This is a genomic window from Nocardia sp. NPDC005825 (assembly GCF_040630175.1).
Classification (GTDB): Bacteria; Actinomycetota; Actinomycetes; order Mycobacteriales; family Mycobacteriaceae; genus Nocardia.
On the sequence record NZ_JBEXXC010000008.1, the window covers coordinates 257,877 to 281,127 of the forward strand.

The 23,251-nt window shown below is 68.8% G+C and carries 21 protein-coding genes and 1 tRNA gene; 9 read left to right on the forward strand and 13 right to left on the reverse strand.

Annotation, left to right across the window (positions count from 1 at the left end):
• Positions 1-2 precede the first annotated feature (2 nt).
• The 6 genes from ABZ382_RS22775 to ABZ382_RS22800 form a co-directional block, all read right to left on the reverse strand.
• Entirely contained in the window at positions 3-1,103 is a 1,101-nt protein-coding gene (locus ABZ382_RS22775) for an alpha/beta fold hydrolase (RefSeq protein ID WP_357091983.1), read from the reverse strand.
• A gap of 166 nt (positions 1,104-1,269) precedes the next feature.
• Positions 1,270-2,280, reverse strand: coding sequence for a hypothetical protein (locus ABZ382_RS22780; protein ID WP_357091986.1), 1,011 nt, complete (start codon positions 2,278-2,280; stop codon positions 1,270-1,272).
• A gap of 118 nt (positions 2,281-2,398) precedes the next feature.
• Positions 2,399-3,067, reverse strand: coding sequence for a MazG family protein (locus tag ABZ382_RS22785; protein WP_357092378.1), 669 nt, complete (start codon positions 3,065-3,067; stop codon positions 2,399-2,401).
• Positions 3,068-3,114: 47 nt separating this feature from the next.
• The gene (gene mfd, locus ABZ382_RS22790) at positions 3,115-6,732 is read right to left on the reverse strand and encodes a transcription-repair coupling factor (RefSeq protein WP_357091988.1); all 3,618 of its coding nucleotides are present in this window, start codon (positions 6,730-6,732) and stop codon (positions 3,115-3,117) included.
• A 188-nt stretch (positions 6,733-6,920) separates the two neighbouring features.
• Positions 6,921-7,568: a TetR/AcrR family transcriptional regulator gene (locus ABZ382_RS22795; RefSeq protein WP_357091991.1), complete on the reverse strand. Its 648-nt coding sequence runs from the start codon at positions 7,566-7,568 to the stop codon at positions 6,921-6,923.
• Positions 7,569-7,797: 229 nt separating this feature from the next.
• Entirely contained in the window at positions 7,798-8,412 is a 615-nt protein-coding gene (locus ABZ382_RS22800; RefSeq protein ID WP_357092380.1) for a TetR/AcrR family transcriptional regulator, read from the reverse strand.
• Between the two features lie 207 nt (positions 8,413-8,619).
• Here ABZ382_RS22800 and ABZ382_RS22805 point away from each other — a divergent pair.
• From ABZ382_RS22805 to ABZ382_RS22825, 5 genes are all read left to right on the forward strand, one after another.
• A tRNA-Gln gene (locus ABZ382_RS22805) sits at positions 8,620-8,690 on the forward strand.
• A 76-nt stretch (positions 8,691-8,766) separates the two neighbouring features.
• Positions 8,767-10,269 (forward strand): bifunctional UDP-N-acetylglucosamine diphosphorylase/glucosamine-1-phosphate N-acetyltransferase GlmU, encoded by a 1,503-nt coding sequence (gene glmU / locus ABZ382_RS22810; RefSeq protein WP_357091994.1) that lies wholly within the window; start codon positions 8,767-8,769, stop codon positions 10,267-10,269.
• Positions 10,266-11,246, forward strand: coding sequence for a ribose-phosphate diphosphokinase (locus ABZ382_RS22815; RefSeq protein ID WP_357091997.1), 981 nt, complete (start codon positions 10,266-10,268; stop codon positions 11,244-11,246). Before glmU ends, ABZ382_RS22815 begins: the two co-directional genes overlap by 4 nt.
• 157 nt (positions 11,247-11,403) lie before the next feature.
• A complete protein-coding gene (locus ABZ382_RS22820; protein WP_357092000.1) occupies positions 11,404-11,736 on the forward strand; it encodes a hypothetical protein in 333 nt (110 codons plus the stop codon).
• Positions 11,737-11,778: 42 nt separating this feature from the next.
• Complete coding sequence (locus ABZ382_RS22825) at positions 11,779-12,417, forward strand: DUF2461 domain-containing protein (RefSeq protein ID WP_357092003.1); 639 nt, start codon at positions 11,779-11,781, stop codon at positions 12,415-12,417.
• Between the two features lie 6 nt (positions 12,418-12,423).
• Here ABZ382_RS22825 and egtD read toward each other — a convergent pair whose 3' ends face one another.
• From egtD to egtA, 4 genes are read right to left on the reverse strand one after another with little or no spacing between them, the layout of a single operon-like run.
• Positions 12,424-13,395 (reverse strand): L-histidine N(alpha)-methyltransferase, encoded by a 972-nt coding sequence (egtD, locus tag ABZ382_RS22830; RefSeq protein ID WP_357092005.1) that lies wholly within the window; start codon positions 13,393-13,395, stop codon positions 12,424-12,426.
• On the reverse strand, positions 13,392-14,243 hold the full coding sequence (locus ABZ382_RS22835; RefSeq protein WP_357092008.1) for a class II glutamine amidotransferase: 852 nt from the start codon (positions 14,241-14,243) through the stop codon (positions 13,392-13,394). Before ABZ382_RS22835 ends, egtD begins: the two co-directional genes overlap by 4 nt.
• Positions 14,243-15,586 (reverse strand): ergothioneine biosynthesis protein EgtB, encoded by a 1,344-nt coding sequence (gene egtB, locus ABZ382_RS22840; protein WP_357092011.1) that lies wholly within the window; start codon positions 15,584-15,586, stop codon positions 14,243-14,245. Before egtB ends, ABZ382_RS22835 begins: the two co-directional genes overlap by 1 nt.
• A gap of 25 nt (positions 15,587-15,611) precedes the next feature.
• Complete coding sequence (gene egtA / locus ABZ382_RS22845) at positions 15,612-16,910, reverse strand: ergothioneine biosynthesis glutamate--cysteine ligase EgtA (protein WP_357092014.1); 1,299 nt, start codon at positions 16,908-16,910, stop codon at positions 15,612-15,614.
• Positions 16,911-17,034: 124 nt separating this feature from the next.
• Between egtA and ABZ382_RS22850 the strand changes: the two genes are divergently transcribed.
• Entirely contained in the window at positions 17,035-18,207 is a 1,173-nt protein-coding gene (locus tag ABZ382_RS22850) for an aminotransferase class V-fold PLP-dependent enzyme (RefSeq protein ID WP_357092017.1), read from the forward strand.
• A 107-nt stretch (positions 18,208-18,314) separates the two neighbouring features.
• On the forward strand, positions 18,315-19,967 hold the full coding sequence (locus ABZ382_RS22855) for a fatty acyl-AMP ligase (protein WP_357092020.1): 1,653 nt from the start codon (positions 18,315-18,317) through the stop codon (positions 19,965-19,967).
• Positions 19,968-20,093: 126 nt separating this feature from the next.
• Here ABZ382_RS22855 and pth read toward each other — a convergent pair whose 3' ends face one another.
• Together pth and ABZ382_RS22865 are read right to left on the reverse strand one after the other, a co-directional pair.
• Positions 20,094-20,675: an aminoacyl-tRNA hydrolase gene (gene pth / locus ABZ382_RS22860; protein WP_357092023.1), complete on the reverse strand. Its 582-nt coding sequence runs from the start codon at positions 20,673-20,675 to the stop codon at positions 20,094-20,096.
• Positions 20,676-20,700: 25 nt separating this feature from the next.
• A complete protein-coding gene (locus tag ABZ382_RS22865; protein WP_357092026.1) occupies positions 20,701-21,300 on the reverse strand; it encodes a 50S ribosomal protein L25/general stress protein Ctc in 600 nt (199 codons plus the stop codon).
• A 373-nt stretch (positions 21,301-21,673) separates the two neighbouring features.
• On the opposite strand from ABZ382_RS22865, the gene ABZ382_RS22870 reads away from it, so the two are divergent.
• Both ABZ382_RS22870 and ABZ382_RS22875 read left to right on the forward strand, forming a co-directional pair.
• Positions 21,674-21,922 (forward strand): hypothetical protein, encoded by a 249-nt coding sequence (locus ABZ382_RS22870; protein ID WP_357092029.1) that lies wholly within the window; start codon positions 21,674-21,676, stop codon positions 21,920-21,922.
• Between the two features lie 97 nt (positions 21,923-22,019).
• Complete coding sequence (locus ABZ382_RS22875; protein WP_357092032.1) at positions 22,020-22,493, forward strand: hypothetical protein; 474 nt, start codon at positions 22,020-22,022, stop codon at positions 22,491-22,493.
• Positions 22,494-22,563: 70 nt separating this feature from the next.
• Here ABZ382_RS22875 and ABZ382_RS22880 read toward each other — a convergent pair whose 3' ends face one another.
• Positions 22,564-23,226 carry a lysophospholipid acyltransferase family protein gene (locus ABZ382_RS22880; protein WP_357092383.1) on the reverse strand — a complete coding sequence of 221 codons (663 nt, stop codon included), beginning with the start codon at positions 23,224-23,226 and terminating at the stop codon, positions 22,564-22,566.
• Positions 23,227-23,251 lie beyond the last annotated feature (25 nt).

Genomic DNA, 23,251 nt, shown 5'->3' on the forward strand with positions numbered 1-23,251 from the left:
GGTCAGAGCACGTACGGGTTGAAGGCGCACACCAGGTTCGGATGACCGGCCGGGTCCAGGGCGCGCAGTGCGATGGAGACCGCCCGCGGGGAGTACATCATCGACAGGTGGTCGGAGAAGTCGATTCCGCAGCCGTCCTGCAGGGTCACATTGCTGACCGTCGCGCCGGGCCCGGCGGTCAGGAAGGTAGCGTCGTACGGCGTCGAGACCTCGTCGTTCTTGGTGGCGACGCTGGTGTAGTGGACGCCCGGGACGGTGTCGCCGCCCGCGCCGAGTTTCGCGTAGAAGCTGGATCCGGCGACCTGCTCGATGAGCCCTTCACCGACGAGCAGCTGACTGAATCCCAGTGCGTTGAAACCCATGTCGGTGATGCGCCGCCCCAGGGTGGCGATGCCGTCGAGGCTGGTGCCGTGGTGGGTCGCGCCGAAGGTGATCAACTGATCCACCTTCGCCGCGCCGCCGCCGAACTTCAGGTACTGGTCGGCCACGGTGCCGCCCTGGGAATGCCCGATGATGTCGACCTTCGTGGCCCCGGTCGACGCGAGCACCTTGTCGACGAACACGGCCACTTCCTTGGCCGACTCCTCCATGGGCGCGACACCGTTGACGCCGGGCACCAGCGCACCCAGCCCGCCCTGCTGGAGCAGCCCCTCCTGACCGAAATTCAGCGCGTAGACACAGAATCCGGCCTTCTTCACCTGTGGTGACAGGCGCGCGAACCCGTCGTAGGCGTTCATCCAGGAGCCGTGCAACAGCACCACGGGCTCGGGGTGCGCGGCCGTGGGCTTGCAATTCCAGTCGTTGGCGCCGGCGGGGGCCATGTTCGCGTTGGCCAGGGAGAAGGTGAAAGCGGCCAGGGCGTCGGTCATTTCGGGACCGTTCCCCGAGGGAATGGTGGAGTGCGGCGCGCTCGACACGCCGGTGTCGGCGAGGGCCTTGCCGGCGGTCTTCACGCCGGAGTTGATGGCGTCGACGAGATTCTGGATCGTGCGCGGGGTATCGGCGCGGGCGTCCATCGCACCGGTACCGGCCCCGACGGCGAGGGCGGCCACGCCCATGATCGCCGCGGCGACGCGCATCCGTATCCGTTTGCTCGTAGTCATCTGTCGTCCTTCCTGCAGGTGCCGGGCTTCGCTGCCCGAACCTGGATGCAGAAAGTAGAGGTTGACCACGGCGGCTACGCGTGCTTGCGGACAGGTTCTCCGTTCCAACAACGCCGCGAAACCCGCGGTGTGAGAATCGTCAACTCGTCGACGAGACCGAGGTTGGTCAGGAGATGCGCTGGCGGAGCCAGGTGGGGATCTCGTCGCCGGCTCGCGGGTAGGTGGCGAGTTCGCGGCGGCATTCGTCGGGCTCGGGAATGGGGAGCCAGTCGGGGATTTCCTTGAAGGACAAGGTGAATTGCGCCTTGGTGGAGTCGGCGCGGAGCAGGACCTGGCCGCTGAGCCAGGTGCCGGTCATCTGGTCGTAGCAGACTTCCTTGAGGCGGTTGAGCAGCATGAGCACTTCCTCGGAGGGCTGTAGCTCCTCGGAGGGGACGCCGGACTCCGGGACCTCGGGGACGGGGGCGCCGGACAGCTCCAACTGGAGTCCCGCGTGGCCGTCGTCGCCGACCAGGGAGAACCACAGCACCGCGAGGCTCCAGCCGGTGGGTAGCTCGTCGGTGAGGGCGCTGACCAGGGCACTCTCCACCATGTCGCGATCGGCCGAGCGGGGCGCGGCGGGCGGTTCGGGGGCGGCGCCGGGGGCGTCCTCGACGGTTCTGACCACCAGGCCGGGACAGAGATCGCGCATGACCTCCACGACCGCGGGCACCGGCACGGGTAGGCGTTCGGCGACGATGTACAGCGGGCGGTCGACCTGGCGGCGGGCGATCACATCGCCGAGTGCCCGGACCCGGTGCCGGAACTCCTCCGGATCACGCAGCACCACTTCGGCGAAGAGTTCGGTGCGCCCGCCCTTGCGTAATCGGCCGACGCCCAGCCGGATCCGCTCCACCTCGCTCCACGCCACCTGCGGGAAACCGCGATACGTGAAGCCGTGATCGTTGAGCAGCAGCGTCGGCTGCGGGCGGAACAGGTCGTCGGCCATGGTGTAGACCCCGAAACCGAACACCGCCATGAGCACCCCGGCCACGACCCGCATCACCGGATGTTCCGCGTCGTTGAACACCACGAAACCCGGTAGCGCGGTCATCACCAGGAAGAAGACCAGCGCGACGATCGCACCCGTTCTCCGCGGGTAGTACTCGGTGATCGATTCGCGCCCCGAAGCATGCACCCCTGTGACGCTAGCCGAAACCGGCCCCGCGCAACACCGCCGTTATCACCCGGCATCGCCACCGCTATGCCGAATTTGCCAGGAATCACCATGATTCCAGGTCCGTCCGCTCGGCGGGTCAGCCGTGCGGCCAGTACCGATGCCAATCCTCGGCGGTCAGCGCGTCGCGCGTGCCTCGATCGATTTCCGCGGCGTCCTCGGCGGCGCGCACCGTGGCGGCGAAGCCGAGAGTGGCCTTGCGCAGGCGTTCTTCGGCGCTGTCGGGCCCGCCGAGCTCCACCACCCGCAGGGCGGCCGGAATCAGTTCCTCCGGTAAACCCGCCTTGATGCCGCGCGAGCGCACCTTCTCCGCGAGCGCCAGCGCGGGCTGCGCCATGGCGATCCCGTCGAGGCAGGAGCGCCGCGCCTTCTCGGCGGATTTCCGCTCCTCCCAAGCCTTTTCCTGCGCCGCGATCTTCTCCGCCACCGACACGCCGGAAGCGTCGAGCGTGTCGCTCAGGTGCGGGCTGCGGTGCACCAGCTTGGCGACCAGCGCCGCCGCCACCTCCGCGACTGTGAATTCGCCTGCGGCCTCGGCGATCCGGGAGTGGAACAGCACCTGCAGCAGCAGATCGCCGAGCTCCTCCTTGATGGTCTCGGCGTCCTCGTCCTGGATGGCGTCGAGCAGCTCGTAGGTCTCCTCCAGCAGGTAGGGGCGCAGCGAATCGTGGGTCTGCGTCACCTCCCAGCCGCCGAAGTTCCACAGCCGATCCATCACCTCGACGGCCTCACCCAGCGCCTCGGTCATGCGCGCGGTATCGGCCGCGGTCTCGGCGGCGACGCCCTCCCCCGATGTCATCGGTCGGCCATCACCTCGGCCGGAACCCGGACATCCACGGCGCCGGGCGCCTTTCCGTCCAAGGCCAGCAGCAGATCGGCCACGAACTGCAGCACCTGGACGTCGCGGACCCGGGCCGCGCCGACACTGTCCTCCACCCGCGGCAGCGGCAGCTGGACGATGCCGGTGGCGGCGCGATAGGTGGCGTTCGGGTAGAGCCGCTTGAGGCGCAGCTGTTTGGAGTCCGGCAGTTGCAGCGGCGACACCTTCACCGTGGTCCCGGTGACGCCGATCTCGGCGATCGAGTAGGCGCGGGCCAGCAACCGCAGCTTGGCCACCGACACCAGGCGGCCCACCTCCACCGGCAGCGGCCCGTACCGGTCCACCAGCTCCTCGACCACCGCCGACAGCCCCGAATCGTCCTGGGCGGCGGCGAGTTTGCGATACGCCTCCAGGCGCAGGCGATCGGAGGTGATGTAGTCGGGCGGAATGTGCGCGTCCACGGGCAGGTCGATGCGCACCTCCCTGACCTCCTCGTCGACCGAGATCGGGCGGCCGTCGGCGGCGGCGCGATACGCCTCCACCGCCTCCCCGACCAGGCGCACGTAGAGGTCGAAGCCGACGCCCGCGACGTGGCCGGACTGTTCGGCGCCCAGCACGTTGCCCGCGCCGCGAATCTCCAGGTCCTTCATGGCCACCGCCATGCCGGCGCCCAGATCCGAGTTCTGCGAGATGGTGGCGAGCCGGTCGTAGGCGGTCTCGGTGAGCGGCTTCTCCGGCGGGTACAGGAAGTAGGCGTACCCGCGTTCCCGCGACCGGCCGACGCGGCCGCGCAGCTGGTGCAGCTGCGAAAGGCCCAGGGCGTCGGCGCGTTCCACCAGCAGGGTGTTGGCATTGGAGATGTCCAGACCGGTCTCGATGATGGTGGTGCACACCAGCACGTCGAATTCCCGCTCCCAGAAGCCCTGCACGGTCTTCTCGAGCATGTCCTCGTTCATCTGCCCGTGCGCGACCACCACCCGGGCCTCCGGCACCAGGTCGCGAATCTTCTTGGCCGCCTTGTCGATCGACGACACCCGGTTGTGCACGTAGAACACCTGGCCGTCGCGCAGCAGCTCACGGCGGATGGCCGCGGCCACCTGCTTGTCGTTGTAGGCGCCGACATAGGTGAGGACGGGATGCCGTTCCTCGGGCGGGGTGAGGATGGTCGACATCTCGCGGATGCCCGCTAGCGACATCTCCAGGGTGCGCGGAATCGGCGTGGCCGACATGGTCAGCACGTCGACGTGCGTGCGCAGCGCCTTGATGTGCTCCTTGTGCTCGACGCCGAAACGCTGCTCCTCGTCGACGATGACCAGGCCGAGATCCTTCCAGCGCACGCCCGTCTGCAACAGCCGGTGCGTGCCCACCACGATGTCGACATCCTTGGTGGTCATGCCCTCCAGGATCTCGCGCGATTCGGCGGCGTCGGTGAACCGGGACAGGCCCTTCACCACCACCGGGAATCCGGCCATTCGCTCGGTGAAGGTCTGCAGATGCTGTTGCGCCAGCAGCGTGGTCGGCACCAGCACCGCGACCTGCTTGCCGTCCTGCACCGCCTTGAATGCCGCGCGCACCGCGATCTCGGTCTTGCCGTAGCCGACGTCACCGCAGATGACGCGGTCCATCGGGACCGCCTTCTCCATATCGGACTTCACTTCGGCGATGGCCGAGAGCTGGTCGATGGTCTCGGTGAACGCGAACGCGTCCTCCATCTCCTGCTGCCACGGGGTGTCCGGGGCGAAGGCGTGACCGGGCGCGGCCTGGCGGGCGGCGTAGAGCTGCACCAGCTCGGTGGCGATCTCGCGAACCGCCTTGCGCGCCTTGCGTTTGGTATTGGCCCAGTCCGAACCGCCCAGCTTGGACAGCGACGGCATCTCGCCGCCGACATAGCGGGACAGCTGGTCGAGGGAGTCCATCGGCACGAACAGCCGGTCGCCGGGCTGGCCGCGCTTGCCGGGCGCGTATTCGATGACCAGGTACTCGCGGCGCGCGCCGCCGATGGTGCGCTCGATCATCTCCACGAAGCGGCCGATGCCGTGCTGATCGTGCACCACCATGTCGCCCGCGGTCAGGGCCAGCGGATCGACCTGGTTGCGGCGGCGGGCGGGCAGCTTCTTGCCCTCGCCGGGCGCGGTGACCCGGTTGCCGGTGAGGTCGGATTCGGCGATCACCACCAGCTTGGCGTCGTCGAACACCACGCCGTCGTGCAGCGAACCGCACAGCACGCCGACCAGTCCGCGGACCGGCTCGGCGCCGGCGTCCAGCGCCGCGGCGGGCACTTCGGCGTCGGCGAGGCGTTCCAGAATGCGTTGCGCCGTACCGTGTCCCGCCACCACGATGACCGCGCGGCCGCCGGTGGCGACGTGCGCGCGCAGCGAGGCGAAGATGGTGGCGACCAGTTCCTCCGAACCGCGCGCGGAGGCGGCGGCCAGCACCGGCAGCACGATCTCGTCCGGGGCGTCGGCGGCCAGCGGGCTCAGCGTCCACCACGGCAGGCCGCGGCGGTCGGCGTCGGCGTGCACCACGTCCAGGCCGCGATAGCCGGAGGCGGCCAGGTCCAGGCCGTGCGCGCCCAGCGGGGCGGCCCCGCCGAAGGAGGCCGCCGTCCACGACGCCTCCAGGAATTCCTGCCCGGTGCGGACCAGGTCGGCGGCGCGGGTGCGGACCTTCTCCGGATCACACAGCAGCACATGGGTTTCCGCGGGCAGCGCGTCCACCAGCAGCTGGAGTTCGCCGGGCTGCAGCACCGGCAGCAGCGCCTCCATGCCCTCCACCGGGATGCCCTCGGCGATCTTCTCCAGCATCTCGACCAGCGCGGCGTCGGCCGGATTGTCGGCGGCCACCTGGGCGGCGCGCTCGCGCAGGGCGTCGGTCAGCAGCAGTTCGCGGCAGGGCGGCGCGACCACCAGATCGATCGGCACCTCGTGGATGGAACGCTGGTCCTGCACCGAGAAGGCGCGCAGCTCGGAGACCTCGTCACCCCAGAACTCCACGCGCACAGGATGATCCGCGGTGGGCGGGAAAAGGTCCAGAATGCCGCCGCGGACCGCGAATTCGCCGCGCTTGCCGACCATGTCGACCCGCTCGTAGGCGAATTCCACCAGCCGCGTGAGCAATTCGTCGAAGTCGAACTCGGCGCCGGGTCGCAGCACGATCGGCTCGACCTCCCCCAGCCCCGCCGCCATCGGCTGCATGAGCGAGCGCACCGTGGTCACCACCACCCGCAGCGGCCCGGTCACCCCCGGATCCTCCGGATGCGCCAGCCGCCGCAAAACCTGCATCCGCCGCCCCACGGTGTCCGCCCCCGGCGAGAGCCGCTCGTGCGGCAGCGTCTCCCAGGACGGGAACAGCGCGACCGAATCGCCCAGGATCTCGGTCAGCTCGGCGGTCAGATCATCGGCCTCGCGCCCGGTGGCCGTCACCACCAGCAGCGGCCGCTGCCCGGCAATGGTCGAGGCCACGAACGGCCGCACCGCCGACGGCGCGACCAGCCTGGCCTCCGCGCGCCCGATCAGGCTCGCGACCTGCGTCAACGCGGCGTCGGCACCCGCTACCGCAGCAAGTCCCGACAGAGGCGGACGATCGGTGGTCATGCGGAGACTCCTCGGCGCAGATCAGCGTTTCAGAACGACCCACCGAGTCTAGTGAAGGCCGCTGACAGCCTGCATCAGCCCCATGCCGCGACCCTTCACTCCGAACCTTCGGGAATGAACACCTCGCCGTTCGCGGCCGTCCCGATTCTGGACTGACGGAGCGGGGGAGCGCAGCGGAGGGGCCGTAGTCACTGCACGTAGCGGCGGAGGCGGCGGGCGGCGAACTCGCGGAAGTAGGCGACCTTCTCCTGGGGGACGATGCTCGGCAGGAGGAAGTACCAGGCGCGTTCCATGCGGGTGGCCATCTGGTCGATGGACTCGGTGCTGACCGCGACGATGTGGACGCCGGTGGTCATCTCCTGTAGGAGCATGCCGATGGTGTCGGGGTCGAGGTCGGGCTCGAGGTCGCCCTGGGCGATCGCGCGTTCGGCGAGCAAACGGTGCGTCTCGCCCCAGGTCTTGGCGATATTGTCGCCTGTCGCGCCGCGGTAGTCGCCGATCTGGTGGGTGAGTTTGAGCATCGCGCCGACCATGGGGTCGTTCATGGTGAGATCGGCGACCACGTAGGTGATCCCGATGCACGCCTCCAGCGCGGGCACCCGCGGATCGAAGAAACCCTGGCATGCGCTGATCAGTCGCTCGTTGCCCTGATCGACGACCGCGCGCGCCAGTTCTTCCTTGGATCCGAAGTGAAAGTACAAGGCGCCCTTGGTCACATTCGACTGCGCGATGATCTCGGACAGGGACGCGTTCGCGTAGCCCAGTCGGAGAAAGACATCGGCAGCGCCCGCGAGCACGGAATCGCGAGTGATCTCCGCACGCGCTTGCCTAGCCATCAGATCCGCCCGTCATCAAACCAGCCATCCTGAAGTAGACCGCCATCCCGAAGTTGACCGACATCACAGTTCGAACAGCACTCGAAGGATGGGTGAACCGTACCACCCGGCTGCGTGCTGCCAGCCGATTCGAGCATTCGACCCGTCCTCCTTCGCAATTCGCTGGTTAACTGTCCAGTTCTGCCCCGCTACGACAGACATATCAGACCAAAATTCAGACCGCAGGGTTCTATAACCCCTTGCCGCTCGGCCATTCCGACTTCAACTCCGGTTCCGCCTCCAAATGCGTGAGCCCGTTCCAGCACAGATTCACCAAGTGCGCGGCCACCACTTCCTTCGACGGCTGGCGCTCGTCCAGCCACCAGGTCGCCGCCGTCGCAACCATTCCCACCAGCGCCTGCCCGTACAGCGTCGCCAGAGTCGGATCCAGGCCGCGACGTTCGAAATCCCCGGCGAGAATATGGGCCACCTGATTCACGGCCTCGTTGAGCAGACTCGAATAGGTGCCCTCGGCCGCCGACACCGGCTGATCCCGCATCAGGATCCGGAAGCCGTCGGTGCGCTCCTCCATATAGGTGAGCAACGCCAGCGCCACCTGCTCGAGCCGCACCCGCGAACGATTCTGGGTGAGCGAGGAGGTGATCATCTCGAGCAGCGTCGACATCTCCCGGTCGACCACGACGGCGTACAGCCCCTCCTTGCCGCCGAAGTGCTCGTACACCACCGGTTTCGACACCTGCGCCCGCGCCGCGATCTCCTCGATCGAGGTGGCGTCGTAGCCGCGCTCGGCGAACAGCGCCCGCCCGATCTCGATGAGCTGCTGACGACGCTGGGTGCCGGTCATGCGCGCCCGCGCCGGCCGTTGGCCCTCACCAGCCGTCATCGCCCACCTGCCCCTTTCGCCCTGCCCGCGAGCACCTTTGCGGGGTCGCGCGCCCCGCGCCCACCGCGGTTCGGTAGGTAGCCTATCGACAGACACGATCGACACTGTGTAAGCGGTTCGACGTGGAGGCGTACTTCATGCGAGGATCAGACCCGCATGACGCTGCAATCCGCCGTGGTGTAATGGCAGCACAACTGATTTTGGTTCAGTTTGTCCAGGTTCGAGTCCTGGCGGCGGAGCTCGCGCGCAGGGTCGCTATGGTTGGCCCCGCACAACCTGACTCAGCACACGATGACTGGCAGCCGAGGGAGATCCATGCCACAGGAGACCGCCGTCGTCGTTCTCGCCGCCGGAGCCGGAACCCGAATGCGGTCCAAGACACCCAAGGTGTTGCACCCGCTGGCCGGCCGGAGCATGCTCGCGCACGCGTTGCATGCCGCGCACGAGATCGACCCGACGTCGCTCATCACCGTGATCGGCCATGATCGCGAACAGGTCGGCGACGCGGTCGGCAAGGTGGGAGCGGAACTGGGCCGCCCGATCACCCTGGCGGTACAGAACGAGCAGCGCGGCACCGGCCACGCCGTACAGTGCGCGCTCACCTCGCTGCCCGAGGATTTCGCGGGCGATGTCCTCGTCACCTACGCCGACGTCCCGCTGCTGGACGGCCACACCCTGCACGCTCTCCTCGACGAGCACCGCAGCTATTCCGACGGATCCGCCGCCACCGTACTGACTTTCGTGCCCGAGGACCCGAACGGCTACGGCCGCATCGTGCGCGATGACGAGGGCCGGGTCCTGGAGATCGTCGAGCACGCCGACGCCACCCCGGAACAGGCCGCGATCACCGAGGTCAACTCCGGCGTCTACGTCTTCGACGCGGCCGTGCTGCGAATCATGATCTCGCGCATCGACACCGCCAACGCCCGCCACGAGCTGTACCTGACCGACGTGCTCAAGCTCGCCCGCGAGGCCGGGCACCCGGTGCACGGCGCGCGGCTGGTGGATTCCGCCAAGGTCACCGGCGTGAACGACCGGGTGCAGCTGGCCGGGGCCGCCAAGACGCTGAACCGCTACATCCTGGAACGGCACATGCGCGCCGGGGTCACCATCATCGATCCGGGCACCACCTGGATCGACGGCAATGTGGTGATCGGCCGCGACACCGTCATCCGGCCCGGCGTACAGCTGTTGGGCGACACCGTGATCGGTGAGGACGCCGAGATCGGCCCCGACTGCACGCTCACCGATGTCACCGTCGGCGACCGCGCCAAGGTGGTCCGCACCCACGGCGAGAAGTCCAGCATCGGCGCGGGCGCCAACGTCGGCCCCTTCGCCTACCTGCGGCCCGGCACCTCGCTCGGCGCGGAGGGCAAGATCGGCGGCTTCGTCGAGACCAAGAACGCCACCATCGGCGCGCACTCCAAGGTCCCGCACCTGACCTATGTGGGCGACGCCACCATCGGCGAGTACAGCAATATCGGCGCATCCAGCGTTTTCGTCAATTACGACGGCGTCAAGAAGCACCACACCACGGTCGGCTCGCATGTGCGGACCGGTAGCGACACCATGTTCGTCGCCCCGGTCACCGTGGGTGACGGCGCGTACTCGGCGGCGGGTACTGTACTGCGCAGAAACGTTCCTCCGGGGGCGCTCGCGGTATCGGGTGGAGCACAGCGCAATCTCGAGGGTTGGGTGCAGCGCAATCGCCCCGGTACCGATGCCGCCCGCGCGGCCGAAGCGGCTCTCGCTTCGAACCCGGAGGATGCGGGAACCACCGAGAAAACCAACGAGCAAAAGGATGGCGAACGTCAGTGACCGCGTTCTCTACCGATAACCAGAAGAATCTGATGCTGTTCTCGGGACGCGCTCATCCCGAGCTCGCCGAGGCGGTGGCGAAGGAACTCAACGTCCACGTCACCCCCCAGACCGCTCGTGATTTCGCGAACGGCGAGACCTTCGTCCGGTTCGAGGAATCGGTCCGCGGCTCCGACGCCTTCGTGCTGCAGAGCTTCCCGGCCCCGCTGAACCAGTGGGTCATGGAGCACCTGATCATGATCGACGCGCTCAAGCGCGGTTCGGCCAAGCGCATCACCTCGGTGCTGCCGTTCTACCCCTACGCCCGCCAGGACAAGAAGCACCGCGGCCGTGAGCCCATCTCGGCCCGCCTGGTCGCCGACCTGCTCAAGACCGCGGGCGCGGACCGGATCATCACCATCGACCTGCACACCGATCAGATCCAGGGCTTCTTCGACGGCCCGGTCGATCACATGCACGCGCAGGTGCAGCTGGCCGAGCACATCCGCAACAACTACGACCTGTCCAACATCACGGTCGTCTCCCCCGACGCCGGCCGCGTGAAGGTCGCCGAGAAGTGGGCCAACTCGCTGGCGGACGCGCCGATGGCGTTCATCCACAAGACCCGCGACCCGCTGGTCCCCAACCAGACCGTCTCCAACCGCGTGGTCGGTGAGGTCGAGGGCCGCACCTGCATCCTGATCGACGACATGATCGACACCGGTGGCACCATCGCCGGCGCGGTCAAGGTGCTCAAGAAGGCCGGCGCGGGCGACGTCGTCATCGCCGCCACCCACGGCATCCTGTCCGATCCGGCCGCCGAGCGCCTCGCCAACTGCGGGGCCAAGGAGGTCGTGGTCACCAACACGCTGCCGATCGACGAGGCCAAGAAGTTCCCGACCCTGACCGTGCTGTCGATCGCGCCGCTGCTGGCGCAGACGATCCGCGAGGTCTTCGAGAACGGCTCTGTCACCGGCCTTTTCAACGGCAACGCGTAACAGCACTCGCATCGAAGCGCCCCTCCTGGATTCAGGAGGGGCGCTTCTGCGTGAAATGGGGTCGGCAAGCGTGTTCGTTTGGGCTGGCAGGCGGTAGCGTTGGGTCGGACGTACGGTTTGCTACTGGTGCGCTGACAGCGCGGAGAGGTGGTGCCGCATGGCCGACCGGCCCGACGAGGACGACGCCCGGCTGATGGACGAGGTCTTCGACACCGATCAGGTCTACGACAGCGATGTCGACAACCTCGACTACGACCTCGGCGACGACGACCAGGAAGACGAGATCCGCGAGTACCAGCGCTACATCGCCGACCCGCCCTCCGACCTGGTCATTCGCAATCGCGAGAACGACGACGACGGCCGCCTCGGCATCGGCGACGAGCTCGACCAGGAGTGGACCCGCCGCCGTCAGCGCGAGGAACTCGGGATCGAGGACAACCGGCCCGCGGAGGTCGCCGCCATGGACATCGTCGAGGAACTCGAGGACTAGGGCGGTCGCGCGCGGCTCCGGGGCATCACGGACACTCGATCCATGACCGCGTTCACGGGATTCCCGCTCGCCGGACTCGACTTCTACGAGGACTTGGAAGCCGACAATTCCAAGGCCTTCTGGACCGCCCACAAGACCGTGTGGGAAGAGTCGGTCCGGGATCCGATGAAGGCCCTGGTCGCCGAGCTGGAACCCGACTTCGGCACCGCCAAGATCTTCCGCCCCTACCGCGACGTGCGCTTCGCCAAGGACAAGTCGCCGTACAAGAACCATCAGGGCGCGGTGGTCTACAGCGCCCAGTACTCCGGCTGGTACGTGCAGATCGGCGCGGGCGGGCTGCGGGTGGCCGGCGGCATGTACGCCGCCGAGGCCGCCCAGCTCACCGCGCTGCGCACGGCCATCGACGACGAGGTGCGCGGCGCGGAACTGGAGGCGCTGATCGCCCGGCTGGTCGCGGACGGCTACGCCATCGGCGGGGACAAGCTGGCCACCAAGCCCAAGGGCTACGACATCGACCATCCGCGCATCGAGTTGCTGCGGCACAAATCCCTCACCGCCGGAAGGGATTTCGGCGCCCCGAAGTGGCTGACCACCCCGCGCGCCGCCCGGGAGGTCCGGGCGGCGTGGGAGCAGTTGCGGCCGCTCATCGAATGGCTGGCGGCCGTGACGGCGCAGAAGTAGCCGCGCCTACCGGCGTTCGGCGAGCACCAGGGCGAACCGCTGGTCCGGGTCGGTCCAGATGTGCTCGGTGCGGAAACCGGCGGCGTCCAGCTCGCTGTCGAGCACCTCGCGGCGGAACTTCGCGGAGATCTCGGTGCGCAGCTGCTCGCCCTCCGCGAAATCGACGGTGAGGTCGAGTTCGGGAATGCGGACGGTCATGGCCTCGGTGGCCTCGAGCCGCATCTCGATCCACTCGTTCTCGGCGTCCCAGAGGGCGACGTGCGCGAACTTGTCCGGCACGAAGTCCGCGCCCAGGCGGGCGTTGAGGACGTGCAGCACATTGCGATTGAACTCCGCGGTGACACCGGCGGCATCATCGTAGGCGGGAACCAGCACCGCCGGATCGATGACCAGGCCGGCCCCGAGCAGCAGCTGCTCGCCGGGTTCGAGCACATCCCGGATGCCCGCCAGGAATTCGGCGCGCTCGGCCGGAACCAGATTGCCGATGGTGCCACCCAGGAAGGCGACCATGCGCCGCCCGCCGCCGGGCAGGTTGTCCAGGGTGTTGGTGAAGTCGCTGACCACGCCGTGCACCGCCAGACCCGGGAACTCCGCCGCCACCTCGTCCGCGGCCATGCGCAGCGCCGAGACCGAGACATCCTGGGGCACATAGCTCTTCAACGGCCCCGCCGCGGAGAGCGCGTTCAGCAACAGCCGCGTCTTGGCCGCCGAACCGGCGCCGAGCTCGACCAGCACCTCGGCCCCGGCGATCCGCGCGATCTCCCCGACCACCCGTTCCAGCAGTGCCCGCTCGGTGCGGGTCGGGTAGTACTCCGGCAGTTCGGTGATCTTCTCGAACAGCTCGCTGCCGCGCGCGTCGTAGAACCATTTGGGCGGCAGCCACTTCGGCTCCGCCGTCAGCCCGCGCCGCACGTCCTCGCGCAACGCGGTCGTCAAATCCTCGTCCGTCAGATGGATTTCCACCGTAGCCGCAGTCATGAACCAGCCCTTCCGATCTCGATATCCAGTGGTTCCACCGTCATGTCGCCGACCCGCGCCCGCACCAGCCGCCGATCCTCGATCGGCCGCCAGCGCGGATCGTCGTCGAACGGTTCCGACGACACCACCACGAACCCATCGCCCGGCAGCAGCGACAACGAGTGATGCCACGTCGTCGCCCACACTCCGGACCCGTTGCCCAGCAACAAGTTCAACCGCGCCCGCGGTGACCGCTCCAGCACCGCGGTCATCACCCGCCGCAAGACCGCACCCGGCTCCGCGCCGTCCTCCAGCAGGTGGCGCAGGATCACCCAGAGCACACCGGAATCCGTCAGCGCCTCGGCCTCGAGCAGGGAGCCCGAACCGAATTCGGCGGCCACGGCGGTCAGTACCGCGCGCCAGTCGGGGATCGCGCCGTTGTGACTGAACGCCCAGCGGCCGTGGACGAACGGCGCGCAGGCCGCCCGCTCCACGGGCATGCCCACGGTCGCGGAACGGATCGCGGCCAGCACCGCCGTCGAGCGGATCTGCGGCAGCACCTCGTCCACGGCCGGATCGGTCCACATCGGCACCGGATTGCGGTAGCGGCTGGCCACCGGATCGATCAGCGGCGGGTTCTCCCCGGGATCGCCGGTCGCGCCACCGTGCCAGACGACGCCGGGGCCGTGGTCGAGCGCGGCCGCGTCAGGGTGGTGCCACCAGGCGACGCCGAAGCCGTCGGCATTGATGATGCCGCCACCGCGCATCTCACGCGGCGCCCAGGACTGGGTGCGCAGCGAGTGCGGGCCCTGGGTGAGCAGCGCGCCGACCGGGGTCGGCGGGCCCAGATAGGCCAGGTGACGGCACATCAGCGCTCGTCCGATCGCAGATCTCGGGCCAGCCGGAAGCCGGAGAAGATCTGACGTCGGATGGGGTGGTCCCAGTTGCGGAAGGTGCCGCGGCAGGCGACCTGGTCCGCGCCGAAGGAGCCGCCGCGCAACATCTTGTAGTCGCCGCCGAAGAAGACCTCGGAGTATTCGCGGTACGGGAACGCCCGGAAGCCCGGGTACGCCTCGAAACCCGACGACGTCCACTCCCACACGTCGCCGATCAGCTGATGGACCCCGGCCGGCGAGGCGCCGTCCGGATAGGCCCCGATATCGGCCGGTTCCAGATGGTGCTGACCGAGATTCGCGAGCGACTCGGTGGGATCGCCATCACCCCACGGGAATCGGCGGGAGCGCCCGGTGCTCGCGTCGAAGCGCGCGGCCTTCTCCCATTCCGCCTCGGTGGGCAGGCGCTTGCCGGCCCACCGGGCGTACGCCTCGGCCTCGAACCAGCACACGTGCACCACCGGCTGCTGCGCGCGCAGCGGCTGCATGACCCCGAAAACCCGTCGCCACCAGCGCCCGCCGCCGTCCTGCTCCCAGAACTGCGGCGCGGTCAGCCCGGCCTCCACCCGGTGCGCCCAGCCGCGTTCGGACCACAGTTCCGGCCGCTCGTATCCGCCGTCGTCGACGAAGGCGAGGTACTGCTCATTGGTGATCGGCGCGGCGTCGATGGCGAAGCCGTCGACGTGGACGGGATGCGCGGGCCGTTCGTTGTCCAGCGCCCACGGGTCGGTGTCGGTGCCCATGGTGAATTCGCCTGCGGGAACCACGACTTCGCCGGTGACGGCCGCCCGCGCGGCGGGGGTCGGCGGCGCGGACAGCACCGCCGAACCGGTCCGCAGCTGGTGGGTGGCCAGCATGGTCTCGTCGTGCTGTTGCTCGTGCTGGGCGATCATGCCGAAGGCGAACCCGTCCCGCACCAGATCCGGGCCGCGTAACGGGCTGCGGTCCAGCACATCCCACACCTTGTCGCGCACGGCGCCGACATAGTCGCGGGCCTGCGTCGGATCCAGCAGCGGCAAGGCGGGCCGATCCGCGCGGGCGTGTTTGAACGCGTCGTAGAGGTGGTCGATGTCCTGCCGCACTGGTTCGCGTCCGCCGACATCGCGCACCAGCCACAGCTCTTCCTGGTTGCCGATATGCGCGAGATCCCACACCAGCGGGCTCATCAGCCGCGAATGCTGCGCCACCAACTCGGCCTCGTCGAGGCATTCGGTCAGCCCGATGGTCCGCCGCCGCGCCCGCTCCAGGGACTCCGCGATCCGCGACCGCAGCGCCTCGGTCTCGGCCCGGTCCGAGCCCGGCAGGTGCTGAACAGTCATGAGAGGACTCCCGATTCGTGAGATGTCATGCGCCGCCTCCGCAGTGGACGCCGGTGGGGGTCAGTCCGCCGCGACATCGGTCGGCGGCGGCGACCAGCTCGGCCTCGGCCTCGCGGGTGGTGGCGTGGGCGACGGCCAGGTCGAGCAGGGCGACCGCGGTGGCGCGCAGGTCCGGGTCGGCCAGGCCGCGGCGGGCGGCCTCGGACCAGCGGTCGGCGGTGTCGGCGGCCAGAGCCGTTGCCTCCGTGATGGTTCCGGGATCCGACAGCAGCGCGTCGAAGACGTGCACCGGCACCGACCAGTCGTCGCCCGGCTGCGCGTCCAGGTAGCGGACCTCGAGGTGCCCGGACGCGCGGACCGGCGGGAACAGGGTGGTGAGGTGATAGTCGAGATCCGCCTGGTCCGGGCGGCGGCCGATCTCCTCGTCCAGGGCCCCGCACAGCCAGTCGGCGAAGGTGGCCCCGCGTGGAGCCGACCAGTCGGCGGCCGGCGGATCCTCGGCCCGCACGCACAGCAGGGGCACGTCCAGGGCCCACCGGGCGTACCCGGTGATGGGATCGGCCCAGTCCTGCACGGGCGGGCGGGTACGGAGCTGATCGAGCCGCTGCCAGGCCCGCATGCGCTGCGAGGCCCACGCCCCCGGCGGGGCGGTGTGCAGGCCCGGTGAGCAGGCGAAGGCCGCCAGCAGGGCCGGGCCCACGGCGTACAGCGCCCGCCAGCGGGCGGCGATCTCGGCGGGGTCCGCGCCCGCGTCCACGCTGACCTGGGTGGCGGCGGTATTGCACATCATGAGCGCCCCGAACGGGCCCAGCCCGGCGAAGGACTCCTCCATGGCCCGGTAGCGCGGCAGCTGCAGGACGCGCACGGGCAGCCGGACCGCGTCGGCGGCGCCGGAAATGGTTCGGATACCGCGGGATTCGAGCAGCTCCCGCAAGCTGGTCGTGTCTGCCCGCAAGCGCTCGCACAGTTCGGCGGCGGTGCCGAACGGGGCGCTGGACAGTTCGATCTGACCGCCGGGTTCGAGGGTGACCCGGCTGCCGCCCGGCAGCGGATCGGCCGGGGAATCGGGGGAAATGGACCGCGGCGCATACGGCCCGAGGGCGTCCGCGAGAACCGTGAGGTCCGGACGCGAATTCGTCGCCGAAAGTTCACCTTGCGCGGTGAGCCACTCCAGTTCGGCGCCGATGAGCAACGGTGGGCCCTGTTTGAAACAGACTTTTCCGACATACGCCTCGGCGGCGGCGCGTGAGGTGAATTCGCCGCCGGGTTCCGAGACATCCAGGCCACTGCGCAGCACATCGGCGGGTGACGCTGTGACAGCCATTGCCAACCTCCGTCTGATGCGGTCGCCGCTGGGGATCGGAACGACGACCCAAACCAGAGTAGCGAGCGACTGTGACAAGAAATCTGACGAAATGAAGAACGCGGCAAGCTATATGGTCGATTCCATGCTGGATATGGCTGGATTGCGGGCCGATACCCCCGGATGTGAAAACCAGGTATTTCTCGACAGTGCGGGCTCCTCCCTTCCCCCACGGGCCGTCGTCGACGCCACCATCGCCCACCTGCGCCGCGAAGCGGAGATCGGTGGCTACCGCGCGGCCAACGAGCGCATCGATGACCTGTACGCCGTCAAGACGGCGATCGGCGAACTGATCAACGCCGACCCCGCCGCCCTGGCCCTCAGCGACAGCGCCAGCCGCTCCTGGAGCGACTTCTTCTACTCGGTCCCACTGGCCCCCGGCGACCGCATCCTGATCTCCGGCGCGGACTACGGCAGCAATGCCATCGCCGCCCTGCAACGCTCCCGGCAGACCGGCGCGGTCGTCGAGGCCATCCCCAGCGACGGCAGCGGCCAGCTCGACCTGGACGCGCTCACCGCCATGATGGACGAACGCGTGAAACTGGTATCGCTGGTTCACGTTCCGACCAACGGCGGCCTGGTGAACCCGGTCGCCGAGGCCACCCGCATCGCGCACCGGTCCGGCGCGCTGGTGCTGCTGGACGCCTGCCAGTCGGCCGGTCAGCTGCCCCTCGACGTCGCCGCCCTGGATGTGGACGCGCTGTCCGCCACCGGCCGCAAATGGCTGCGCGGCCCGCGTGGCACCGGGTTCCTGTACGTGCGTCCAGAACTGGCGCTGGGCCTGGAACCCGGCCGCCTCGACCTGCACAGCGCCGAATGGACCGCCCCCGACGACTACGTGCTCTCCCCCGACGCCGGGCGCTTCGAGTTCTGGGAGCACTCGGTCGCCGCCCGGCTGGGCCTGGGCGCGGCCGTGCGGTACCTGCTCGACCTCGGCCCGGCCGCCGTCTACGCCGCCATCGCCGAGCGCGCCGAGTATCTGCGCAAGGCGCTGGCCGAGATTCCCGGCGTGGACGTGCGCGACCGGGGCATCCAGCACGCGGGGATCGTGTCATTCACCCTCGACGGGCTGGAACCGATCCGGGTGCGCGACCGGCTGGCCGCGGAGTCGATCACCGTGACGGTGAGCCACCGCAGCTCCACCCTGCTGGATATGTCGGCGCGAGAACTGAACTCGGTGGTTCGGGCCTCCCCGCACTGCTTCGTGAGCTTCGAGGATCTGGACCGCTTCGCCGGGGCCGTCCGGGCGCTCGGATAGATCCTCAGAACCCTCACATACCAGACCGGATCACCCGAAAACGGTTAACAGCTCCCCTCGAACGCGGGATATTTGAATGCTGGTCCGGCATTCGAGGAGTGTTCTGCGTGAGCCGCTTCACCGACGAAATGTATGCCACCGCCCGCGTTTCCCAGCGCGGACTGGTGACCGGAGAGCCCGACGCGCCGCTGCGTCAGACATGGGCCGAGATCCACGACATAGCCCGCCGCATGGCGGGCGGGCTGGCGGCCGCCGGCATCGGCCCCGGCGACGCCGTGGGCGTGCTGGCCGGGATGCCGGTCGACATCGCGCCCGCATGCCAGGCGGCGTGGATGCGTGGCGCCTCGCTCACCATGCTGCATCAGCCCACGCCACGCACCGATCTGGAGGTGTGGGCCCACGACACCGAGACGGTGCTGGGCATGATCGAGGCGCGGGCGGTCATCCTGGGCGCACCCTTCGAGATCGCGGAACCGCTACTGCGCGAACGCGGAATCACCGTGGTGACCCTGGACTCCATGCGCTCGGGCGACCCGGTCGACCCGGTGCCCACCGGCGAGGACGATATCGCGTTGCAGCAGTTGACCTCCGGGTCGACCGGCTCGCCGAAGGCCGTGCGGATCACGCACGGCAACTTCTTCGTCAACGCCTACGCCATGTTCGACCGGGTGAAATTCCAGCTCGACGACGACGTGATGATCAGCTGGCTGCCGCTGTTCCACGACATGGGGATGGTCGGATTCCTCAGCGTGCCCATGCAGTTCGGCGCCGAAGTGGTGTGCGTGACCCCGCTGGACTTCCTGGCCCGGCCTATCCTGTGGGCCGAGCTGATCTCCAAATATCGCGGAACCGTCACCGCCGCACCGAATTTCGCGTATTCGCTGCTGGCCCGGCGATTACGAAACGCCGACGAGGGCTCGCTGGATCTGAGCAGCGTGCGCTACATGTGGAACGGCGCGGAACCCGTCGACGCCGACACCATGGAGGCGCTCGCCGGAGCCGGACAGCGCTTCGGCCTCAACCCCGCGGCCCTCACCCCGGTCTACGGCATGGCCGAGACCACCCTGGCCGTCTCCATTCCGGATCCGGGGCTGGGTCAGATCCTCGACGTCGTCGACGCCGATCTGCTCGAGGCCCTCGGCAAGGCGGTGCCGGTCCGCGATTCGGAACACCATCACGGCGGCGTGCGCCGCCTGCCCACCCTGGGCTACCTGGTCGACAATCTGGAGGGCCGGGTGGTCGACGCCGAGCGCCAGCCGCTGCCCGCCCGCAGCGTCGGCGTCATCGAATTGCGCGGGCCCGCGGTGACTTCCGGCTATGTCACCGTCGAAGGCTTCCGCCCCGCGCAGGACGCCGAGGGCTGGCTCGACACCGGCGACGTCGGCTACTTCACCGAGGAGGGCTATATCGTCGTCTGCGGCCGGATCAAGGACGTCATCATCATGGGCGGCCGCAATATCTATCCGACCGATATCGAGCGAGCGGCCTTGCGCGTCAAAGGAGTTCGGCCGGGCAACGCGGTGGCGGTGCGGCTCGACGCGGGCCAGAAGCGCGAGAGTTTCGCGGTGGTGGTGGAATCCAACGATCACCAGAATCCGGTGGAGGTGCACCGCATCGAGCACGACATCGTGCACGCGGTGTTCTCGGAGGTGGGGGTGCGCCCGCGCAGCGTGACCGTGCTGGGCCCCGGCGCGCTGCCCAAGACCTCCTCGGGCAAGCTCAGGCGTTCCGCTACCGAGTTGTCGGTACGCGAGAACTGATTTCGCGAGGCGAGGGCAACTCGTCGGGTACGCCCAGAATCCGTTCTGCACCCGTCCGCCGGCACGGGTGCAGAACGGGCTACGGCACCCGTTCCGCCCGCTGAAGTCGCGGAGCGGCGGAGGAGCTCAGTGCAGCTGGTTCTGCGCGGTCTCCAGACCCACGCGCAGCAGCAGCTCGACCGCGTCGGCGGTCTGCTCGACGATCACCGGAACTTCTTTGCGCTCCGGCGCGGAGAACGGCTTCAGCACGTAATCCGCGGGGTCCTGCCGGCCCGGCGGACGGCCGATGCCGAAGCGGACGCGCAGATAGTCCTTGGTGGTGAGGGCCTGCGAGATCGATCGGAGCCCGTTGTGCCCGCCTTCGCCGCCGCCGCGCTTGAGGCGGATCTGGCCGAAGGGGAGGTCGAGTTCGTCGTGCACGACGATCACCTCGGTGGCGGGCACGGAGAAGAATTTGGCCAGCGCCGCGACGGGCCGCCCGGACAGGTTCATGTAGGTACGCGGCTTGGCCAGCAGCACCTTGCGCCCGTCCAGGCGGGCCTCGAGCAGATCCGCGCCGGACTTCTTGTGCACGGTGAAACGACCGCCGACCCGCTCCGCGAGCAGATCGGCGACCATGAAACCGACATTGTGCCGGGTGCGCTCGTACTCGGATCCGGGATTACCCAGACCGACCACGAGCGCGGGCCCGGCTGTTGCCTCGGTCATCGAGAACCGTTGCGGGAGTAGGGAGTTACTCCGCGGCGGCCTCTTCGGTGGCGGCCTCTTCGGTCTCCTCCGCGGCGGCGGCCGGGGCGGCGATGATGTTGACGATCAGGGCCTCCGGGTCACCGGCGAGGGTGACGCCCTTCGGCAGCTCGATGCCGCCGGCGAGGATCTGGGTGCCGGCCTCGGCGCCCTCGATCGAGACCTCGATGGACTCGGGGATGTGCAGGGCCTCGGCCTCGATGGAGAGGGTGGTGGCGTCCTGGGTGACCAGGGTGCCGGAGGCGGCGTCGCCGACCAGGGCGACGTTCACGTCGGCGGTGACCTTCTCGCCACGACGCACGATCAGCAGGTCGGCGTGCTCGATGTAGCGACGGATCGGGTGGACGACGACCGACTTGGTCAGCGCCAGCTGCTTCTTGCCGTTGATGTCCAGGTTCAGGACGGCGTTGGTGCCGTGCTCACGCAGGATGGCGGCGAACGCCTGGGCGCTCACGGCCAGGTGCTGCGGCTCCTCGTTGTGGCCGTACAGGACGGCGGGGACATTGCCGTCGCGGCGGGTACGGCGGGCAGCGCCCTTGCCGAACTCGGTACGTACGGTGGCTTCGAGAAGGTTGGCGTCGGACATGACTGTCTACTCCCTACGGCTCGTCCGGCTGTAATGTCAGCGTGTCGCCAGGCGACGTGGGCCGCCCTGGCAAAGTGGTTGGTCTGCTCGTCGGCGAAGACCAACGTGGACGGCCGAATAGGCCGAGCCGCGTCGATCACGGTGGGCAGCTAGGTGCCACACCCTCGCCGAGACAACCTGAAGACTCTAACACGCTGCCGGAAGGCCCTTGTCGCACCCCCTCGGCGGCCGCGATTTCCACTCTTGTATCCGGCAATTTGACACACTAGTATTTCGCATCACTCGGCCCACCCCTCGATCCCATTCCTACCCCGGTCCGGGCTATTCGAGGGGCCCGCCGAGGAGCTTGTCTGCCAAGTTAGGAAAACGCTTGATGAAGAACATCCGCCGAGTCGGCTTCAGCGCCGCGGGCATCGCCGCAGTCTCCGCCGCCATCGCGCTCACCGCGCCGATCGCCTCGGCCACCAACAACGACTGCGGCCCGGGCACCCCGCCGCCGACCACCACCACCCCGCCGAAGACCACCACTCCCTCGACGGGCGGCGGCGGCTTCGATTCGATCATCAAGTCGCTGGGCACCGGCTCCGCCACCTCGAACGGCATCGGCGCCTCCGTCGGCTGACGATATTCCCGGTTTTGGTAGCGGGGACCCCTTTCCGATGCTAGGCAGTTTGATCGACACGCTGAATAGCTTGTCCCCGAGTGAGGAACAGAGATCTATGACCAACATCCGCAAGGCCGGCCTGAGCGCCGCGGGCTTCGCAGCCATCTCCGCCACCATCGCCATCGCCGCTCCGTTCGCCACCGCGGACACCACCGTCAACGGCCTGACCGTTTCGGGCAGCGGCTACACGGTGGGCCAGACGTACACCATCACCGTCGTCACCGGCTCGCCCAGCGTCAGCGCGAACATCTTCGACACCACCGGGTCGAACACCGTGTCCATCGGCACGGCGACCCCGGCCAGCGGCACCGCCACCACGGCGGCCATCAACTGGACTCCGTCCTCGGCGGGTACCCACCACATCACGGTCACCCTCAACGGCGGCGGTCAGACCGCGGCCGTCGGCCCGGTGGACATCACGGTCTCCGCGGCGGCCAACGGCACCGGCGGCCTCGACACGGGCAGCGCCGCCGGCCTGCTCCAGTCCCTCGGCATCACCGGCTCCAGCGCCAACGCGCGCGTGAGCTGACCCGAACGGCGAAACGGCCGGTTGTCCGGAATCCCGATCGGATTCCGGACAACCGGCCGTTTTCTCGTTCTCAGGCCGCCTGCTGCTTGAAAGTCGTCGCGTAGCAATCGACGTACGGGCGACCCGAGCGGCTGACGATGTCGGCCATGAGCTCGTCGGTGGCCCGGCGCACGGCCTGCTGGTCGGCGGGCAGGAAATAGCGCGGGTGGCCGAAGGAGATGCCGACCTTGGCCGGGCGCAGGAAGCGGCCCTCGCGCGGATTGACTCGATCGGTGCCCGACAGCACCACCGGGATGACGGGAGCGCCGGTCTGCATGGCCACCCGGATCACACCGGTGCGGCCCCGGTAGACCCGGCCGTCGGGCGAACGCGTGCCCTCGGGGTGAATGCCCCAGATGCCGCCCGACTCCAGAACCCCCACCGCGGCGGCGAGCGAATCCGATCCCGCGCTGCCCCCGGTGCGGTCGACCGGGACCTGACCGGTGGCGTTCATGACGAAGCGATTGAGGCGACCGCGAAACCCGCCCTCGGTGAAGTACTCCTGCTTGGCGATGAAAGTGACCCGGCGGCGCAGCACCAGGCACAGGTAGAGCGAATCCACCACGGCCAGATGGTTGGCCGCGATGATCAGCGGCCCGTTCTTCGGAACATGGTGCAGCCCTTCGATCTTCGGGCGCCCGAGCAGGCGCAGCACCGGCCCCACCAGGATGTGCTTGAGGAGCCAGTACCACATGGTGTCCACCCAACTCTCGTTGTTT

What these genes read in the sequence shown, in the direction of transcription:
- ABZ382_RS22775 (WP_357091983.1), bottom strand. Translation starts at nt 1,103, where the DNA reads ATGACTACGAGCAAACGGATACGGATGCGCGTCGCCGCGGCGATCATG.
- ABZ382_RS22785 (WP_357092378.1), bottom strand. Translation starts at nt 3,067, where the DNA reads ATGACCGAGGCGCTGGGTGAGGCCGTCGAGGTGATGGATCGGCTGTGG.
- mfd (WP_357091988.1), bottom strand. Translation starts at nt 6,732, where the DNA reads ATGACCACCGATCGTCCGCCTCTGTCGGGACTTGCTGCGGTAGCGGGT.
- ABZ382_RS22795 (WP_357091991.1), bottom strand. Translation starts at nt 7,568, where the DNA reads ATGGCTAGGCAAGCGCGTGCGGAGATCACTCGCGATTCCGTGCTCGCG.
- ABZ382_RS22800 (WP_357092380.1), bottom strand. Translation starts at nt 8,412, where the DNA reads ATGACCGGCACCCAGCGTCGTCAGCAGCTCATCGAGATCGGGCGGGCG.
- glmU (WP_357091994.1), top strand. Translation starts at nt 8,767, where the DNA reads ATGCCACAGGAGACCGCCGTCGTCGTTCTCGCCGCCGGAGCCGGAACC.
- ABZ382_RS22820 (WP_357092000.1), top strand. Translation starts at nt 11,404, where the DNA reads ATGGCCGACCGGCCCGACGAGGACGACGCCCGGCTGATGGACGAGGTC.
- ABZ382_RS22825 (WP_357092003.1), top strand. Translation starts at nt 11,779, where the DNA reads ATGACCGCGTTCACGGGATTCCCGCTCGCCGGACTCGACTTCTACGAG.
- egtD (WP_357092005.1), bottom strand. Translation starts at nt 13,395, where the DNA reads ATGACTGCGGCTACGGTGGAAATCCATCTGACGGACGAGGATTTGACG.
- ABZ382_RS22835 (WP_357092008.1), bottom strand. Translation starts at nt 14,243, where the DNA reads ATGTGCCGTCACCTGGCCTATCTGGGCCCGCCGACCCCGGTCGGCGCG.
- egtB (WP_357092011.1), bottom strand. Translation starts at nt 15,586, where the DNA reads ATGACTGTTCAGCACCTGCCGGGCTCGGACCGGGCCGAGACCGAGGCG.
- egtA (WP_357092014.1), bottom strand. Translation starts at nt 16,910, where the DNA reads ATGGCTGTCACAGCGTCACCCGCCGATGTGCTGCGCAGTGGCCTGGAT.
- ABZ382_RS22850 (WP_357092017.1), top strand. Translation starts at nt 17,035, where the DNA reads ATGCTGGATATGGCTGGATTGCGGGCCGATACCCCCGGATGTGAAAAC.
- pth (WP_357092023.1), bottom strand. Translation starts at nt 20,675, where the DNA reads ATGACCGAGGCAACAGCCGGGCCCGCGCTCGTGGTCGGTCTGGGTAAT.
- ABZ382_RS22865 (WP_357092026.1), bottom strand. Translation starts at nt 21,300, where the DNA reads ATGTCCGACGCCAACCTTCTCGAAGCCACCGTACGTACCGAGTTCGGC.
- ABZ382_RS22870 (WP_357092029.1), top strand. Translation starts at nt 21,674, where the DNA reads ATGAAGAACATCCGCCGAGTCGGCTTCAGCGCCGCGGGCATCGCCGCA.
- ABZ382_RS22875 (WP_357092032.1), top strand. Translation starts at nt 22,020, where the DNA reads ATGACCAACATCCGCAAGGCCGGCCTGAGCGCCGCGGGCTTCGCAGCC.
- ABZ382_RS22880 (WP_357092383.1), bottom strand. Translation starts at nt 23,226, where the DNA reads ATGTGGTACTGGCTCCTCAAGCACATCCTGGTGGGGCCGGTGCTGCGC.